The 16,260-nt window shown below is 36.5% G+C and carries 20 protein-coding genes and 2 pseudogenes; 15 read left to right on the top strand and 7 right to left on the bottom strand.

Features of this window, described 5'->3' with window-relative positions; all coding sequences use genetic code 11:
• Positions 1-4 precede the first annotated feature (4 nt).
• Complete coding sequence (locus WKT00_RS06110) at positions 5-1,219, top strand: MFS transporter (RefSeq protein ID WP_101694910.1); 1,215 nt, start codon at positions 5-7, stop codon at positions 1,217-1,219.
• 48 nt (positions 1,220-1,267) lie between these two features.
• Here WKT00_RS06110 and WKT00_RS11815 read toward each other — a convergent pair whose 3' ends face one another.
• Positions 1,268-1,396 (bottom strand): hypothetical protein, encoded by a 129-nt coding sequence (locus WKT00_RS11815; RefSeq protein WP_330403449.1) that lies wholly within the window; start codon positions 1,394-1,396, stop codon positions 1,268-1,270.
• 143 nt (positions 1,397-1,539) lie between these two features.
• Here WKT00_RS11815 and WKT00_RS06100 point away from each other — a divergent pair, with 143 nt between their 5' ends.
• Positions 1,540-1,968, top strand: a complete 429-nt coding sequence (locus tag WKT00_RS06100) for a GNAT family N-acetyltransferase (protein WP_408608325.1) — start codon at positions 1,540-1,542, stop codon at positions 1,966-1,968.
• A 156-nt stretch (positions 1,969-2,124) separates the two neighbouring features.
• Positions 2,125-2,469 (top strand): immunogenic protein, encoded by a 345-nt coding sequence (locus tag WKT00_RS06095; RefSeq protein ID WP_101694908.1) that lies wholly within the window; start codon positions 2,125-2,127, stop codon positions 2,467-2,469.
• Positions 2,470-2,642: 173 nt separating this feature from the next.
• Here the strand turns inward: WKT00_RS06095 and WKT00_RS06090 are convergent, their stop codons facing one another.
• Together WKT00_RS06090 and WKT00_RS06085 are read right to left on the bottom strand one after the other, a co-directional pair.
• On the bottom strand, positions 2,643-3,938 hold the full coding sequence (locus WKT00_RS06090) for a tyrosine-type recombinase/integrase (RefSeq protein WP_014080634.1): 1,296 nt from the start codon (positions 3,936-3,938) through the stop codon (positions 2,643-2,645).
• An 86-nt stretch (positions 3,939-4,024) separates the two neighbouring features.
• A complete protein-coding gene (locus tag WKT00_RS06085; RefSeq protein WP_003505395.1) occupies positions 4,025-4,654 on the bottom strand; it encodes a helix-turn-helix domain-containing protein in 630 nt (209 codons plus the stop codon).
• A 174-nt stretch (positions 4,655-4,828) separates the two neighbouring features.
• Between WKT00_RS06085 and WKT00_RS06080 the strand changes: the two genes are divergently transcribed.
• From WKT00_RS06080 to WKT00_RS06050, 7 genes are all read left to right on the top strand, one after another.
• Positions 4,829-5,059 (top strand): helix-turn-helix domain-containing protein, encoded by a 231-nt coding sequence (locus WKT00_RS06080; RefSeq protein ID WP_008115699.1) that lies wholly within the window; start codon positions 4,829-4,831, stop codon positions 5,057-5,059.
• A 263-nt stretch (positions 5,060-5,322) separates the two neighbouring features.
• Entirely contained in the window at positions 5,323-5,637 is a 315-nt protein-coding gene (locus WKT00_RS06075; protein ID WP_014080633.1) for a hypothetical protein, read from the top strand.
• Positions 5,637-5,942, top strand: coding sequence for a hypothetical protein (locus tag WKT00_RS06070; protein ID WP_005345966.1), 306 nt, complete (start codon positions 5,637-5,639; stop codon positions 5,940-5,942). The genes WKT00_RS06075 and WKT00_RS06070 overlap by 1 nt, the downstream gene beginning before the upstream one ends.
• Entirely contained in the window at positions 5,918-7,639 is a 1,722-nt protein-coding gene (locus WKT00_RS06065) for a MobA/MobL family protein (protein WP_008115703.1), read from the top strand. Before WKT00_RS06070 ends, WKT00_RS06065 begins: the two co-directional genes overlap by 25 nt.
• Positions 7,617-8,327 carry a DUF6040 family protein gene (locus tag WKT00_RS06060; protein WP_014080632.1) on the top strand — a complete coding sequence of 237 codons (711 nt, stop codon included), beginning with the start codon at positions 7,617-7,619 and terminating at the stop codon, positions 8,325-8,327. Before WKT00_RS06065 ends, WKT00_RS06060 begins: the two co-directional genes overlap by 23 nt.
• 331 nt (positions 8,328-8,658) lie before the next feature.
• Positions 8,659-8,922, top strand: coding sequence for a hypothetical protein (locus WKT00_RS06055; protein WP_118540039.1), 264 nt, complete (start codon positions 8,659-8,661; stop codon positions 8,920-8,922).
• Positions 8,923-9,195: 273 nt separating this feature from the next.
• The gene (locus tag WKT00_RS06050) at positions 9,196-10,368 is read left to right on the top strand and encodes an IS256-like element IS256 family transposase (RefSeq protein ID WP_000195429.1); all 1,173 of its coding nucleotides are present in this window, start codon (positions 9,196-9,198) and stop codon (positions 10,366-10,368) included.
• A gap of 129 nt (positions 10,369-10,497) precedes the next feature.
• Here WKT00_RS06050 and WKT00_RS06045 read toward each other — a convergent pair whose 3' ends face one another.
• From WKT00_RS06045 to WKT00_RS06035, 3 genes and pseudogenes are all read right to left on the bottom strand, one after another.
• The gene (locus WKT00_RS06045) at positions 10,498-11,937 is read right to left on the bottom strand and encodes a bifunctional aminoglycoside N-acetyltransferase AAC(6')-Ie/aminoglycoside O-phosphotransferase APH(2'')-Ia (RefSeq protein WP_001028144.1); all 1,440 of its coding nucleotides are present in this window, start codon (positions 11,935-11,937) and stop codon (positions 10,498-10,500) included.
• Entirely contained in the window at positions 11,938-12,303 is a 366-nt protein-coding gene (locus tag WKT00_RS06040) for a GNAT family N-acetyltransferase (RefSeq protein ID WP_002303448.1), read from the bottom strand. It lies immediately after the preceding gene.
• Between the two features lie 10 nt (positions 12,304-12,313).
• Positions 12,314-12,961 (bottom strand): annotated as a pseudogene (locus WKT00_RS06035) (aminoglycoside phosphotransferase family protein); the annotation flags it as partial.
• Here WKT00_RS06035 and WKT00_RS06030 point away from each other — a divergent pair.
• The 4 genes and pseudogenes from WKT00_RS06030 to WKT00_RS06015 all read left to right on the top strand — a co-directional run.
• A complete protein-coding gene (locus WKT00_RS06030) occupies positions 12,931-13,746 on the top strand; it encodes a hypothetical protein (protein ID WP_340261915.1) in 816 nt (271 codons plus the stop codon). The pseudogene WKT00_RS06035 and the gene WKT00_RS06030 sit on opposite strands and share 31 nt — an antisense overlap.
• A 105-nt stretch (positions 13,747-13,851) precedes the next feature.
• Positions 13,852-14,436 carry a DUF6033 family protein gene (locus WKT00_RS06025; protein ID WP_022154350.1) on the top strand — a complete coding sequence of 195 codons (585 nt, stop codon included), beginning with the start codon at positions 13,852-13,854 and terminating at the stop codon, positions 14,434-14,436.
• A gap of 13 nt (positions 14,437-14,449) precedes the next feature.
• Positions 14,450-14,746 (top strand): hypothetical protein, encoded by a 297-nt coding sequence (locus tag WKT00_RS06020; protein WP_022154349.1) that lies wholly within the window; start codon positions 14,450-14,452, stop codon positions 14,744-14,746.
• A 21-nt stretch (positions 14,747-14,767) separates the two neighbouring features.
• Positions 14,768-14,998 (top strand): annotated as a pseudogene (locus WKT00_RS06015) (hypothetical protein); the annotation flags it as partial.
• Positions 14,999-15,374: 376 nt separating this feature from the next.
• Here WKT00_RS06015 and WKT00_RS06010 read toward each other — a convergent pair.
• On the bottom strand, positions 15,375-15,614 hold the full coding sequence (locus tag WKT00_RS06010; RefSeq protein WP_008115692.1) for a DUF6061 family protein: 240 nt from the start codon (positions 15,612-15,614) through the stop codon (positions 15,375-15,377).
• A 312-nt stretch (positions 15,615-15,926) separates the two neighbouring features.
• Here WKT00_RS06010 and WKT00_RS06005 point away from each other — a divergent pair, with 312 nt between their 5' ends.
• Positions 15,927-16,235, top strand: coding sequence for a DUF3784 domain-containing protein (locus tag WKT00_RS06005; protein ID WP_101694907.1), 309 nt, complete (start codon positions 15,927-15,929; stop codon positions 16,233-16,235).
• Positions 16,236-16,260 lie beyond the last annotated feature (25 nt).

The following is a 16,260-nucleotide window of genomic DNA, read 5'->3' as shown; positions in this document are numbered from 1 at the left end:
CACAATGATAAAACAAAAGAATTATAAAAAAACTTTAGCAGCTTGTTATCTTGGCTTTGTTACCCAAGCGATCACTGCTAATTTTACGCCACTTTTATTTTTGACATTTGTAAATACTTACGGAGTTACGTTTGAAAAGATTGCGATGATACCATTAGTGTTTTATTTGACGCAGCTCCTTATCGATTTTGCAGCCACTAAATTTGCTGATAAAATTGGATATCGTACTTGTGTCGTTGCGTCACAAGTGTTATCGGCTATAGGACTTTTGCTAATGGCGCTTTTGCCGGAATTACTTTCTGCACCATTTATAGGGATTCTGATTTCGGTAGTGCTTTATGCCATTGGAAGTGGACTGATCGAAGTTTTAGTCAGTCCGATTGTTGAAGCTTGTCCTTTTGAAAATAAGGATGGAGTGATGAGTTTGCTTCATTCTTTTTATTGCTGGGGTGCAATGGGGGTTGTTTTAGGCTCCACACTCTTTTTTGCTCTGTTTGGAATAGAAAAATGGAAAGTACTCGTTTTTATTTGGGCATTAGTGCCATTATATAACGCATTTAATTTTATGAACTGTCCTATAGAACGCCTGGTAGAAGACGGTAAGAGTATGGGGATTAGAGAATTGTTGAAAACTCCGATATTTTGGTTGATGATATTACTTATGGTATGTTCGGGGGCATCAGAAGCGACGATGGCTCAATGGGCATCGGCATTTACCGAATCTGCGATCGGAGTATCCAAGACGGTTGGAGATTTGGCAGCGCCGTGCTTGTTCGCAATGTTTATGGGGGTATCGCGTGTTTTATATGGAAAGTTCAGCCAGAAGCTTGATTTGACCAAGGTTATGCTTGCTTGCGGGACGATGTGTGTCGGGTGTTATTTGTTAGCTTCCTTGTCCACGCTGCCAATCCTTGGACTTGTAGGCTGCGCTCTTTGCGGTTTGGGTGTCGGTGTTATGTGGCCGGGATCTATCAGTATATCTTCGCAGAGGTGTCCGAGAGGGGGAACTGCAATGTTTGCATTCTTAGCATTAGCCGGTGATTTGGGTGCGATGGTAAGTCCTACGATGGTAGGCGGCCTTTCTGAAATGGCAGGTGGTAATCTTAAAACGGGACTATTTGTGGCTACAATGTTTCCGCTTATTCTTGTTGTGGGATTACTGATACTAAGGAAATTGGTTAGAAATGCGTGGAATAGAGAATTGATAATAGATAAATAAGTCAGAAAGCAGGTCGTTTGTTCAAGACCTGCTTTCTGTATTTGGTGGTTATCGCTTTAATTGAAGTCCATCTTTAAAAGCTTCGCCAACTCTTTCGGTTACTTTGTAATATCCATGCGTATAAGGATCAAAGGCAATGGCATTTACCAGTGACATATCAATCGTATCACCGTTCATGACGCTTTCATCTGCGATGCTGACTGTAAAAGCTTTTCGTTCTTTAATGTTTTTGACGGTTTTGTGAGACTCGGTATTTTTCTCATACAAGATCCCTCACTTTTCAGTTTGTATTGATACCTTTTGTGTTCTTATATATAATTATAAAAAATACACGAAAAAATACAAGTGCCATCTTAGCTCTAATATCTGGCAAGCATAATGATAAAATAAACATAATAGACAACGGAAAATTTGAAGATTGGAGACTAAAAATGAAAGCAAACTTAGAAAAAAAGAGAACTTATGAAAAAATTAGTTTGTTTATTGCAATGAGCCTTGTAGGCTTTGGGGACATCGATAAAACAGGCTACCTTGACCGCCTATTTGTTCATGCCGATTATCAAAGAAAAGGTATTGCAACTGCTATTTGCAATCAACTGGAGCAAGCTGTTCAAGGAAATATTACTACTGACGCTTCTATTACGGCGAAGCCTTTTTTTGAAAAAAGAGATTATAAGATTGTTAAGGAACAGCAGGTAGAACGACAAGGAATTTTTCTTACAAACTATATGATGATAAAAGAAAGATAATTTCCAGTTTACGGTGTTAATCGAGAAATGTTATTTATATTCCAGTAGCAATTCTTGGTATTGCTTTAATTTTAATTGGCTTTTTCAAGGATAAATCTAAATAACAAAAATCCATCTTGTAGAATTGGAAAACAAGAAGTTGCGGAGGTGTTGAGCATGAAGAAGATAATTGTCTTTGCAATTAGTATACTATATGTTTTTTCACTGGTAGGGTGTGGTGAGCCAAAAAATAATGAGGTTAAGAAAACAATAGAAGGCAATATGAAAACATATTGCGAGATGGAAGATGGAACGTGGAATTGCAATGATATTGCTTATAAATATCGCCTTGAGATAAAAGGAAGAATGCCGAATGCGGTTTGCGATTCAGTATTCGTATACCTTAGCAACATAGAAAATATTTCATTTGAACAGGCATGGAAGGCAAGTGGGCTCAGTAGTCATATGGCGGATTATTTTGATGTTGACGATGCAGTTTTAGTTGAGATGAATAATGAGTAGCAAGTTCCGGTAGTGGGGAGGTTTGAAATAGACAAATCGGAATTTGTGGAGAGATTTCTTGAACTTTCCTTATTTTACGGGCTTTCCAGCCCCTTAAATAGTGAAATGATATGTATTTTCCCTTATTTTTGACCTTATGCGGAATCAGCAAGGGAAATAAGGGAATTTTTTATTTAGTCGTTGCCTGCCACTTTATCAAGAAGTCTGGCGGAGTTCCGCTTTGCCTTTCTTGTAGAGTGGGCGTAGACATTCATTGTGGTACTGACATCAGAGTGCCCTAACAGTTCCTGCACATCTTTTGGGGCAGCTCCGTTTGAGAGGAGGTTGCTTGTGTAGGTGTGTCGCAACTGGTGGAAATGGAAATTCTCAAATCCGTCCAGCCTTTTTGCAACTGATCGGCAGGCAATGCTGAGTGTGCTTGGCAGTTCCAGACATCCGTCCGGTCTCAGGCAGACAAAGGAGATTTCCTTGTAATCTACCGGGATTTCTTCGGTTCCGTCCAGATGATAATATTCATAATACACTCTGTTTTTGTCCTGTGCTTCCTTGTAGAAATTGCGGTGGTAAAGTTCACCATACTGCATCCGGCTTTTAAGCTGTTTTTTTCTGGCGGTTTTCAGTATTTCAGTCAGAGTATCGCCAAAATCAACAATCCTTACTTTCTTTCGCTTGGTCGGTCCGATGATGTTTTTATGTTTTGTGCCATCATAGCGGATACTTCTTTTAATGGTCAGGCATTGTTCTTCAAGATTGATGTCCTGCCATGTCAATCCGCAAACTTCACCGATACGAAGTCCCGCATAGTATGCGATCTGGATTGGCAGGATTGCAGGTGGATTCTTTACTTTGAGGTATTCTATCAGTCTCTCATAATCTTCATGGGAAATAGGCTGTATGCCTTCTTCTACCTCATCATCTGAGAATAAATCCACATCCTCTGCCTGTTTTTTCAGCTTAATATACTGCATAGGATTAAAAGTAATCAACTGTTTTGGAAATACTGCAAACCGGAAAGCCTGTTGTAATACTGCTGAAAAGGAATGGATGTAATCTTTACTGTATCCTTTTCTCACTTTTCCATCTGGAAATTCCCCACCGAATGTAAGCAGATCGAGAAATGCCTGTAAATGTTCAGCAGTAACGGTTTTTAATTTGCGTTCTGCAATCGGATGTTTCTTGATACAACGGATTGCACCAAGATAATTTTCCACTGTACCATTGCTGAGTGTTCCGACTTTCAGTTCTTCTTCCGCCCACATATCAAGAAGTTCTCCTACAGTAAGATTATCTGTCTTTGCGACAAATTTCTTGCTTTCGTAATCATCCATTGCCTGACGGAGCAGTTTTTCCGTTTCACTTTTACTTTCTGTTCCAGCGTATTCTTTCTGAACCAGATTGCCGCTTGCATCTTCTACATAGAAGCGGTAGTACCATTTCTTTCCTTTTTTTCTTACAGATCCTTTTGCCATAATCGTGTGTCTCCTTTCGATATCAGACAATCGGAACTGATGAAATGCTTCTTGCGTGTAAGTATATCATAACTCCGGTTGTCGTTCTATACCGAATCGGAATCCTCATACAAAACTTCTGATAAAAGATTTTCAAGCCTTTGTTCTGCCATTTCCGGTTTCTTGGAATAAAGCCTTACGATATCTGCCATGTCGTTAAAGGCATTAACAGTGTGGGTGATCTCCCGGAGAAACATAATCTCGTTATATTCATCATTCGATTCAAACCCCATTACTTTTGCAATATCAGCTTCATTCGTGTTGCCCTTGTAATTCTTGCAGGCAAACTGGAATGATTCCAGAAACAGGTTATATTGCTTTAACATCAACAGCAGTAAATCTTTGGAAAAAGCATCTTCCTTTTTACTAAGGTCGAGAGGTAACTGTTTGAGAATATCGCCCATTGCATCACGAATCTGTAATTCTTTCTTATCCGTAATATCGGTTTCGTATTCATCGGTTTCCCCTCTGAGCCATTCAATAGATACATGAAGTGCTTCCGAAAGACCTTCCAGCACCATCTTTTTGGTATTGTCAATCGAACCATTCTCATAACGCAGGATTGTGGAAGCGGTAACTCCCATCTTCTCTGCAACATAAGGCTGTGTCAGATTTAATTCCAGACGACGCTGTTTTGCCCTGCTGCCTATCAGCTTGCGTAGTTCTTTATCTTTCATGCTGATTGCCTCCTTTTTCGGTATGTATGAATTATAGCATGTACCTCACATAATTGCAATATGCAATATAATAATTATTTTTAAAATTTCATAACGCTTGACAACACAATATAAAACCGCTATACTAACAGCACAACAGAAATTGCATAATGCAATTCATAAGGAGGTGACAAGATGACGGAAAGAAAGATTGCATTATCCATCGAGGAAGCAGCCGACTATACAGGAATTGGCAGAAACACTTTGAGAAAGCTGGTTGAATGGAAGAAACTTCCGGTATTAAAAGTCGGAAGAAAAGTCCTTATTAAAACTGACATTCTGGAAAAGTTCATGGAAGCCAACGAGGGGCGAGATCTGAGGGATAAAGGAAATGTAAAAACTGTCACAAGAAATGTGGCAACTTAAAAAGGCGGCTTCCTACGAAACCGCCAAAGGTTCTATCAGACCGAAGCCATGATATACCTACACGCAAGAGGATTATACCATGTGCTTCTCCTGATATGCAACCGGGAACTAATGTTTATCTTGTCGGAAAAACATCGACAAGATAATGCTCCGCAAGGATGCACCACGATTCTGATTGGAATTATGTCAACAGAGCTGACCAGAATCGTGTGCCAAATCTTAGCAGAGCAAGATTTGATTATAAGAGAAAGGATGAAGACGATATGGCGAAATCAACAAAGACTTATGAAGAAAGAATACGTGCATTAGAGAAAAAGGAACAGGAAAGCATCGAAGCTACCAAAAAGCTCATTGCACAGCGAAAGGAACTGGAAAAGAGAAAGAAAGCCGAGGAAAGTAAAAAACGAACCCACAGGCTCTGTCAGATTGGCGGTGCGGTGGAATCGGTTCTTGGCTGTCCGATTGAGGAGGAAGATTTACCAAAGTTGATAGGCTTCTTAAAAAGGCAGGAAACAAACGGAAAGTTTTTCTCAAAGGCGATGCAGAAAGAGCCACTTACAGATATGGAGGAAGTGTAATGGCGGAGGGAGTGGTTTTTCCATTCCCTTCATTGCCTTTGAATGAAGGGCGCACTTATGGACAACCAGAGGTCGTCCTTATAAGTTTGCCACAAGTGGCAACCGGTCTGCGCTTACGCTTGCCGGGCTCGTTCCGTCGGCGGGGCTTTCAGCCAGACCTGCTCATGCCGCAGGGGGCACTCTTGCGCAGAGGGCGTTCCGACAGCTTCACTTCTGCCAAACCAGAAGAAGATGCTGTCGGAAATCAATGCCGGATACGGCAGAAAGGGGGAATCGTATCATGGCGATATTTCACTTTACAGTAAAGATTGTCGGGCGCAGTAAAGGAAAATCTGTCATATCCGCATCGGCATATCTTAATGGAGATGTGATGAAGAATGAGGAAACAGGCAGAATCAGTTACTATACTTCCAAAAAGGAAGTCGTCTACACCAGTCTGATGATGTGCGAAAATGCACCTCCTGAATGGCTGCATGTACCGGAAGAAAATATAAAAAGGTTTCAACAGTCTATCCGTTATAAAAGAGCGGATGATAAAGATGCCGCACTGGAAAAGTTTAAAATCACATTTCAGAAACAGCGTCTATGGAATGAGGTATTGAAGATAGAAAAAAATGCAGATGCACAGCTTGGACGCTCATTTGAATTTTCCCTGCCGAAAGAATGGAGCAGACAGGAACAGATTGATTATACAACCGAATATATTCAAAAGACTTTCGTGGACGAGGGAATGTGTGCCGACTGGAGCATACACGATAAGGGCGACGGGAACCCACATGTGCATTTACTTGTAACCATGCGACCATTCAATCCAGACCACTCATGGGGCAGCAAGGAAGTCAAGGACTGGGATTTTGTCAGAGATACTGACGGAAATATCGTGGTTGATGAATCCCACCCGGACTGGTGGCAGGATAAGAAAAATCCAGACCGTCATGGAATCCGTATTCCGGTACTTGATGAAAACGGAGTACAGAAAGTCGGGGCAAGAAACAGAAAACAATGGAAAAGGGTTCTGACTGACGCTACCGGCTGGAACAATCCAAAGAATTGTGAGTTATGGCGAAGCGAATGGGCAAAGATGTGTAACCGGCATTTATCCATAGACAATCTGATTGACCACCGCTCTTATGAAAGACAGGGCAAATTGAAAGTCCCTACGATTCATGAGGGTGCAGATGCAAGGAAGATTGAGGAAAAATATCTCACCGGGCAGATAAGGAAAGGTTCATGGAAGGTCGAGGAAAACCAGATGATAAAAAAACAAAATGCACTGCTGCAAAAGGTAATTGCAACCTTTGGTAAGGTATCCGGTGCATTGTCGATGTGGAGGGAGTGGTTGAATGACATTAGAAGAAAGCAAAGAAGTAATTCCCATGATGGAAGCAATGATTACACAGATAGAGGAACAGCAGAATATCATGGCAGAGATGCTTCAGGAGATACAGGAAAAGGACGAGAAGCTGATGTGCTTTCAGGAGCAGGAAGAACGATTGCAGCAATTAGAGAAAGAATTGTCAGAGCTGCTACAAATCTTACCGGATACAGAAGAACTGTTGATGCTTCTGGAAGAAAAGACAGACCAGATACAGAAACTCACAGACGAAAATCAGCAATGGCAGGAATTGGCACAGAAATTAAACAGCGAGAACCGGCTATTGCAGAAACAGAACAGCGAATTACTGAACTTGAACAGCAATTAGAGAAAGGAAGGTTGATTGATGAACGAATTAAGAAACTCAAAGAGCGACGATCAACTGGAAGAGTTGCTTCTGCTGACAGAGCAGATGCAGGAAGAACTCGACCAGAAAGACCGGACTATCAGGGAACTGAAAGTGCAGCTCGACGAATCGCTGACCTTGAACGAGAAGTTAAACAGCGAGAACAAAACAGAGAACATTCAAGCCTTAAAGAACGACTTGAGGAAAACAAAAGAATTGTTGCAGAGCGAGAAAGAGAAAACACACACCGTCCAAGCCATGATAGAGGAATGTCGAGATAAGCAGAGACAGGCAGAACAGGAACGGGATTATGCACTCTCCCATCAGAAAAAAGTAGAGATACCGGTTGAAAAGCCGGTACTCTATCAAAAGTGCGGGAATTGTAAACAGACAGCTTATCTGAAAGCTAAGGAAAAGTATGATATGCAGAGGGAAAAACTGGCAGGCAGATATAAAACAAAAACAGCCATGTATGAAGCATTGATGTTTCTGCTGATATGGTATTCCGTATCAACTACTCTTTTTCAGATGATACGGTCAAAAATATTTATTTCTGATTGCGTGGTATTCTTTGATACAATCGCAACTTTCACACAGACCATTGCTGGCTGGGTTGTACTGGCAGGAAAGAACGTGGCACAGATTAGTGATGGAATATCCAATCCTGTCGTTGCTGGAATTATAAACTGGCTGATAAGAATATTGATTTGCGGTGGATGTCTGGTGGGTGTGGGAATACTTTTGGCATTCATCGAAATAAAGATTGCAGGGCTATATAAGAAATACTGTTGGGATATGATTACCATAATGGTGATACTTGTAAGTATGGCAATAGCTATCTACTTTGGGGATTGGATAAAGGAAGTATTGCCAATCAATCTGCTATTTCTCTTATTATTCGTGCAACTGGTATATGTTGGAATCAGGTGGTATGTAAAGGGATGGCGGGAAAACAGAGGTTATGTTTAAAAATAAAAAAATTGTCTGAGACGCAGCGAAGTAAATAAAATGAGTAGTATTATAAGAAGTCAGCAGTGCGTGAATAAACTGCTGGCTTCTTTTTTGATAGATACAGTCACTCTCAGAGAGTGTGCAGGATAGTAAAGTAATAATATCAACATGCCGATATAGAAAATGCAGGGAAGCATTGTATTTCAAAGAGTTTGAGATACAGAGCTTCTACTAAGGCAGTGGTCATCTTGTAAAAATATGGTCTTTGTGTGCGTAATATGGTCGTTTGATGATATGGGACTAGGAGAACAGGTTATTTTATCCGATAAAGAAAGCAAAGGAGGTTACTATGAGTAATACAATTAATGTGAACTATATGACACGGGCTTACAATCAGTACCAGCAGAAAAATGCGGCTAAAGATCAGGAGAAGGAAGATACAAGGTTTGCGGATAGTGTAAGAGAAAAGAGCGAAGCTAGTGGAAGTATAGTGGGCAATTCAAAAATAGGTTCTGTGTCTGCTAAAGATATGACGATGGTGGAATACAAAAGGTACAGTAAAATTACAGCATTTATCGTTTGGGCAATCTTCATTATTACAGAAATTGAGTGAGTTAATGAATATGTAGAATGGATTGTTGTCAAAAGATATAGAAAAAAGGATTTCAGGTAAAGGAAGACAAGGTGGTTCTATGAATATTAGATTTTCTGGTTTTAGTAATTCACTACAATCCTTAAACAGAAGACAGAGCCTGACGAATATCTTGCTTAATAAGCAAAATGTTGATAAAGTCCGTATAATTGTGTAAAAGTAAAAAGGCCATATAACAGTCCTTTTACGGTACAATGTTTTTAACGACAAAAACATACCCAGGAGGACTTTTACATGACCCAAGTACATTTTACACTGAAAAGCGAAGAGATTCAAAGCATTATTGAATATTCTGTAAAGGATGACGTTTCTAAAAATATTTTAACAACGGTATTTAATCAACTAATGGAAAATCAACGAACAGAATATATTCAAGCAAAAGAATATGAACGAACAGAAAACCGACAAAGTCAACGAAATGGCTATTATGAGCGCAGCTTTACGACACGTGTAGGCACGCTAGAATTAAAAGTACCCAGAACACGTGATGGCCATTTTTCACCCACAGTGTTTGAACGTTATCAACGAAACGAAAAAGCCCTCATGGCTTCAATGTTGGAAATGTATGTATCAGGCGTTTCAACTCGTAAAGTATCAAAAATTGTGGAAGAACTTTGTGGTAAATCCGTCTCTAAGTCCTTCGTTTCTAGCTTAACAGAACAGCTAGAACCTATGGTTAACGAGTGGCAGAATCGTTTATTATCAGAAAAAAATTATCCTTACTTAATGACCGATGTACTCTATATAAAAGTACGAGAAGAAAATCGAGTACTCTCAAAAAGCTGTCATATAGCGATTGGAATAACCAAAGATGGCGACCGTGAAATTATCGGCTTCATGATTCAAAGTGGCGAAAGCGAAGAGACCTGGACAACATTTTTTGAATACCTAAAAGAACGCGGTTTACAAGGTACGGAACTCGTTATTTCTGATGCGCACAAAGGATTAGTCTCTGCCATTAGAAAATCCTTCACCAACGTAAGTTGGCAAAGATGCCAAGTTCACTTCCTAAGAAATATCTTTACCACCATTCCTAAAAAAAATTCAAAATCTTTCAGAGAAGCTGTTAAAGGAATTTTTAAGTTCACAGATATTAACTTAGCGCGTGAGGCTAAAAATCGATTGATTCATGATTATATCGATCAACCAAAATATTCAAAAGCTTGCGCATCATTGGATGATGGATTCGAAGACGCCTTTCAATATACCGTACAAGGAAATTCCCACAATCGACTAAAGAGTACCAATCTAATTGAACGACTGAATCAAGAAGTACGCAGAAGAGAAAAGATTATTCGCATCTTCCCCAATCAAACATCAGCCAATCGCTTAATTGGAGCCGTTCTTATGGACCTACATGATGAATGGATTTATTCTTCAAGAAAATACATCAATTTTGATAAGTAGAAATGGTAAAAACATTGTATAGCATTTTACACAGGAGTCTGGACTTGACTCACTTCCTTTATTATTTTTCATTTTTTTAAACTATTTAATACTAATGTCTTTTATAATAGCTTTTCATATATTATATAATCAATCTTTATAAGTCCTTTTATAAATTTCTTTTCTACCATTTTCGATAAATTCCTGTTTAATATTTTTAATTCCATAAACAATAGTTTCAATAGGATAATATTCTTCAACTATATCTTGATATTCTTTTGCTTTCTCAATATCTATATTTCCATACATTCTTAATATATCTTCTCCAAAATTTGTTCCTATTTCTTCTTCACTATCTTCAAGTAAGTATATAAAATCACAATATTCATCTATAATTCCAGAATCTCCAAAATCAATTATTCCAGTTAATCTATTATTGCCATCTAACAATAGATGATTACAACTAAAATCATTATGGCATAAACACTTTTTACCCTCAAAAACTGTTGTTGCATTTAGTCTTTCCATAAAACTTTCTATATAATCTTTTTCTATATCAGTTAAATCATTATAAATAGTTTCACGCAACAATATATACTCTTCTAATACATTTTGTTTATTATCAATAGTACATTCACTAATATCTGTATAATCTAAACCGTGCATTTGTCTTAAAAAACTGGCAATATCTCGTTTTAACAAATTTTGTTCTTCTTCTGACATAGTAGAATAAATTTCTGGTGTTAAAAAAGTTCCTTTAATTTCTTTATAACCTAGTATAGATAATTCATCACTAATATACGAATATTCAATATTAGGAATTTTTACATTAGTTTCTAAATTTGTATTTAAAAAATTATATATTGCTTTTTCTTTTGCATAACCTTTTTTCTTATTAGTACTAAATTTTGTTTTAAAAATGTATTCATTATTAACTAAATATGCCACACTATCATAACCACTACCGATTATTTCAATACTATCTACTTTGAAATTATCAAAGTAATGCTCAATTAAATATTTCATTGCCTTAACATTTGTGGCATTATCATCATATCTATATTCCATTAAATAACAATCTTCTTTTTTGCCCTCGTGTAATTCATGTTCTGGCAAATCTTCAATAATTCTAAAACCAGATTTTTGGTATGCCCTTATTGCTCTTGGATTATTTTTATGAGGGTCTAAAATAACTGCATTAGCATTTCTTTCTTTTTTCAAAAATTCAAAAATCAATTTAATATATCTTGTACCAATTCCTTTACTCCAATAATTTGGCTCTCCTATAAATTGATCCATACCATAGACTATCTCATCAGTTTTTGGATAATGATAATCAGTATATAACTCATCATACATTTTATATATTTGTCCATATCCAATAGGAACATTGTTATATTCAATAATTACTCTAAAAACTTCATCTTCCCAAGGCTCTGTATAATGTTTTTTTAATGATTCTAATGTATATTTTTTATCTCTACCACCATAAAATTCTAATACTCTTTCATCAGTTAACCATTTTAACATCAAAGGAAAATCATCATCTATTAAAGTTCTTATACATATTTCATTTTCAACTATATTCATTTATTTATCACCTTTTTCATAATCATATACATATACTATTTCATCTTTATAATCATTTTTACCACCTAATTTTTCATATACATGGCAAGCTCTAGGATTACCTTTATCAGTTATTAAAAACATTTCAGAACAACCAATCTCTTTAGAATATTCCTTAATAAAAGATAATAATTTTGAACCATAACCTTTGTCTTGATAGTTAGGTAACATTCCTATTGAGTGTAAATAAAACATTGTTTTTCCATCAGGTCTTAAAAGTGTATAGCAATATGCAAATCCTATAATTTTATTATTTTCTTTAGCTATAAACCCAAATGAACTGGTATCATTAAGAAATCCTTTTAAATTATCAATATCAAAAACCATATTATCATCAATAAACAATAGTTTCAATAGGATAATATTCTTCAACTATATCTTGATATTCTTTTGCTTTCTCAATATCTATATTTCCATACATTCTTAATATATCTTCTCCAAAATTTGTTCCTATTTCTTCTTCACTATCTTCAAGTAAGTATATAAAATCACAATATTCATCTATAATTCCAGAATCTCCAAAATCAATTATTCCAGTTAATCTATTATTGCCATCTAACAATAGATGATTACAACTAAAATCATTATGGCATAAACACTTTTTACCCTCAAAAACTGTTGTTGCATTTAGTCTTTCCATAAAACTTTCTATATAATCTTTTTCTATATCAGTTAAATCATTATAAATAGTTTCACGCAACAATATATACTCTTCTAATACATTTTGTTTATTATCAATAGTACATTCACTAATATCTGTATAATCTAAACCGTGCATTTGTCTTAAAAAACTGGCAATATCTCGTTTTAACAAATTTTGTTCTTCTTCTGACATAGTAGAATAAATTTCTGGTGTTAAAAAAGTTCCTTTAATTTCTTTATAACCTAGTATAGATAATTCATCACTAATATACGAATATTCAATATTAGGAATTTTTACATTAGTTTCTAAATTTGTATTTAAAAAATTATATATTGCTTTATCAAAATGTTGGTCAAAGCGGGAAAAAGGATTTGTTTGTCAGAAGTACAACATATGATGCAGGTACATATACAATTTCAGCGGGACAAAGAAGAAAAATGATTCCGGGTAGCGTATTAGCTGCTATGAATAATGATATTTCTAAGGTGCGAAAACAGGGAGATATATACGAATGCGGAGGAACATTTTTTACAGCGGAGCAGATACCTAAAATCAGTGGAGCTTGTCTGAATGAAATTAAGGCAGAAGATAATATCATTGACTTTGGGAAGAATAAGTATTTTAAATATGTTTCCGGTGACGGACAGGAGCATTGTTTATACACAGATAATAAGGGGATAGGCTCTATTGTTTCCGAGATTATGCGTGGTGAACCTTATGATCCGGTGTTGGAAAGGTATGCGAGCTTTTGGAATTACATGATGACAAAAGACCCTGTATATGTTCAGTTGTCTTATTCAGATGAAGAAATAAGAGGCTATATGGAAAATGCAGGGATAAAAAACGGCTTTTTCACTGTAAAGATGGGAGATAGGGAAGCAACTCAATTTTATTCTGCCACTAAAACAACAAGCCCAATTCAGTCTAAGGAACGATATGATGCAAGATACAAGAATTTGACTTCTGGTGGCATTTTACTTGATGAATATGAAGCCGGAGACATTTTTAAGATTGGCGATAAGGAATATATTTTAAGTGAAAATCATACTTTGGATATTCCGTATGGAGAGGATATTTATAATTTGGAATATCCAAGTAATTATAAGTTTGGGAAAAAGGTTGAGTGAGAATAACGGACAGAAAAGGATTTCAAAGGAGGACACGGATATGTCAATGACAGGTATAAGCAATTCATATAACAATTATGTGACACAAAACACAATTCTAATAGTGTGGAAGAATATTATGAAAAATTATGTAAAAAGTTTCCGCAAATAAGTTTTAATACCAACGGCGGTGTTGTGCCTTGCAATTCCAATAAAGTGGTCGTAAATCTTTCTTATGACTGTTTGAAAAAAATGGCTAATGATCCGGAATTCGCAAAAGAAATAGAATGGAATTTATCCGGAGAGGTTGCAGCAAATTCACAAGTATATTCTTTTGCAAAGCGTGACGGTGTAGAGTTGGGAGGCAGGACAGTTACATATGATGCTAATGGAAATCGGCAATCTTCATGTGGTGGTATGAGAACAGCTAATTCGTCAAATAAAAGTTCAGATGTATTGAGTACACAAAATCAACAAAAAGCAGCAAAAAGTAGACGGGACAAAAAACGTGAGCAAGAAGAATACTTAGAGAAAATGCGTGAGAAACGAAAAAGAGATGAAGAATATTTGGAAGAATTGCGTGAGAAACGCAAAGATAGAGATGAGTATATTAGTGAAATGTCAGAAAACAGTAGTTCAGTGGTAAGAGCATATACTCAAGCGGAATACGATAATGTAGATTTATTATCTACATTAGATACGAAAATCTGAGGAGGACACGGATATGTCGTTGGAAGTTTACAGTAGGCAGAGTAAGGCGTTTCAGTATGATGGATATAAAATAAATTCTGAAATGCGGGAACACATAAATGCAGAAAAAAGCAGTTCAAATGTACATAAAGACAGAGATACCGTGAATTTTTCCGCAGAGGGCAGAAATATGTGTTACGGATTTGGAGTGCATGATGTAAAAGACCGTGCAAAACATACGGTAGTTAAGCCAGGCATAGCACCTCTTTTTGACACTATTTCAAGGACACTGAAAACAGTCAGAGAAGCAGTACATTTACAATTCAGATAAAATGATTGGAGGAACAGAAGTATGCACATTGGTTCTGGTCTAAATACGGTATCTTCAATGTACCGCCAACAAAAAGGCAATAATATGAAAACGCCTGCATCTGGGGAAAAGACATTTTATACGGCAGAAACACCGAAGGTATATCAGATATTCACAACAGATAATATGTTGTGGACAGGAGGTAATGGCACCGGTCTTTCTTATTGTCTTAAATATGCGGATGATTCAACGGATGAAAATCCGGTGGTGTTACATCTAATTACAAAAATACAGCTATTAAAGATACGGTCAAATAAGCTGCTCCATCATGGGAAAAGTATAAAATTAGGAGCTTTAGATAATATCACAAGGGAAAAGTTTTCAAAAACTTCTGGTAACTCTTTGAAATACATATCATATCAATAGATACGATAATATAAATTATGTTTGTATTTGTTGATAACAGGTTTATATCGGAAAAATTGTAAATTTATTTTCTATGTGAATTTTCATTTTTGTAGGGCTGGCATTAGACCAGCCCTTGATTTCATTATAATAGATAAAAAGATATTGAATATATATGCACGGTAAAAAGACGATTCTCAATAAATGAGATTGGGAAAAAGTAACCTTAGTGCTGTTGAAAAAATCACCATAGTTCTAATGAATCTTCTGCATCTACCCATATCTGCATTGTTTCATCAAGATATAATTTTGCATATTCAAGCGGTTTATCAATGGCAAGTGCGTTCAATGCACAGTCTGATCCGGGTGTGGTTTTTAAATCCTTTTCGGCTTCCCAACAGTCAATGCGGAGCATATAACCAGCAGAAGTATAAATATCAATGCTGTTTCTGTGTGGATTGTATTCTGCAAATATTGTTCTCATCGTATAGAATCTCCTTATCATTCAATCAGTCATTTGTTACAAAAATCAGAAGCATTTCAATCAGTTCACCATGTCACTTTTATTTTGTGTTATACTGTTTTATAGATTTTTCTTGCCCTTGTATTTGCCCTTATCAGAGTTCGTAAACGCTGACGGGACGATATAACACAAGGGAAACAATAAGGGAAAGCTCACCTGCGATAAATCCAGTGTTTTCAAGGGTTTGCAGAGAATTTAATAACAAAATATAACAGTTATTAAATTCCCTAAAACAGGTGAAATCTCAATCGAAAGTTGTAAAGGAGGTTCCACATGATTGGGATTATTATTCTTACAGTTATATTCGCAATAATGGGTATAATGTTTGCTTTTGGGAAAGGCGGTTTTCTTATTGCAGGATATAACACTGCCAATGATGAAGATAAAGCAAAGTATGATGAAAGAAAGTTGAATAGATGTTTTTCTATTTTTTGCTTTGGAATAGCACTAGTAATTGGAATAACAGGATATATTGATACGGAAGCATTTGCTGTTCATGTGGGGTTGCCGTGTATTATAATGTTGGTGATTTTTATTTTTGTTACTTCCAACACATATTGCAAAAAGAGAAAAAAGCAATAGTCAACTTTGAAGTTGTAAAGGAGAA

Origin of the sequence: Dorea sp. ICN-14282 (genome assembly GCF_037890115.1) — a bacterium.
Classification (GTDB): domain Bacteria; phylum Bacillota; class Clostridia; order Lachnospirales; family Lachnospiraceae; genus Dorea_B; species Dorea_B phocaeensis.
Note: the sequence above shows the minus strand (reverse complement) of the source record. Positions and strands in the feature narration are given on the sequence as shown.

Bases quoted from the DNA above. Each gene is read 5' to 3' on its own strand.
- WKT00_RS06085 (WP_003505395.1), bottom strand. From the start codon at position 4,654: ATGAAAGATAAAGAACTACGCAAGCTGATAGGCAGCAGGGCAAAACAG.
- WKT00_RS06050 (WP_000195429.1), top strand. From the start codon at position 9,196: ATGACCCAAGTACATTTTACACTGAAAAGCGAAGAGATTCAAAGCATT.
- WKT00_RS06065 (WP_008115703.1), top strand. From the start codon at position 5,918: ATGGCGATATTTCACTTTACAGTAAAGATTGTCGGGCGCAGTAAAGGA.
- WKT00_RS06020 (WP_022154349.1), top strand. From the start codon at position 14,450: ATGTCGTTGGAAGTTTACAGTAGGCAGAGTAAGGCGTTTCAGTATGAT.
- WKT00_RS06090 (WP_014080634.1), bottom strand. From the start codon at position 3,938: ATGGCAAAAGGATCTGTAAGAAAAAAAGGAAAGAAATGGTACTACCGC.
- WKT00_RS06010 (WP_008115692.1), bottom strand. From the start codon at position 15,614: ATGAGAACAATATTTGCAGAATACAATCCACACAGAAACAGCATTGAT.
- WKT00_RS06055 (WP_118540039.1), top strand. From the start codon at position 8,659: ATGAGTAATACAATTAATGTGAACTATATGACACGGGCTTACAATCAG.
- WKT00_RS06075 (WP_014080633.1), top strand. From the start codon at position 5,323: ATGGCGAAATCAACAAAGACTTATGAAGAAAGAATACGTGCATTAGAG.
- WKT00_RS06040 (WP_002303448.1), bottom strand. From the start codon at position 12,303: ATGGTTTTTGATATTGATAATTTAAAAGGATTTCTTAATGATACCAGT.
- WKT00_RS06070 (WP_005345966.1), top strand. From the start codon at position 5,637: ATGGCGGAGGGAGTGGTTTTTCCATTCCCTTCATTGCCTTTGAATGAA.
- WKT00_RS06095 (WP_101694908.1), top strand. From the start codon at position 2,125: ATGAAGAAGATAATTGTCTTTGCAATTAGTATACTATATGTTTTTTCA.
- WKT00_RS06045 (WP_001028144.1), bottom strand. From the start codon at position 11,937: ATGAATATAGTTGAAAATGAAATATGTATAAGAACTTTAATAGATGAT.
- WKT00_RS06080 (WP_008115699.1), top strand. From the start codon at position 4,829: ATGACGGAAAGAAAGATTGCATTATCCATCGAGGAAGCAGCCGACTAT.
- WKT00_RS11815 (WP_330403449.1), bottom strand. From the start codon at position 1,396: ATGAACGGTGATACGATTGATATGTCACTGGTAAATGCCATTGCCTTT.
- WKT00_RS06060 (WP_014080632.1), top strand. From the start codon at position 7,617: ATGATAGAGGAATGTCGAGATAAGCAGAGACAGGCAGAACAGGAACGG.
- WKT00_RS06005 (WP_101694907.1), top strand. From the start codon at position 15,927: ATGATTGGGATTATTATTCTTACAGTTATATTCGCAATAATGGGTATA.
- WKT00_RS06110 (WP_101694910.1), top strand. From the start codon at position 5: ATGATAAAACAAAAGAATTATAAAAAAACTTTAGCAGCTTGTTATCTT.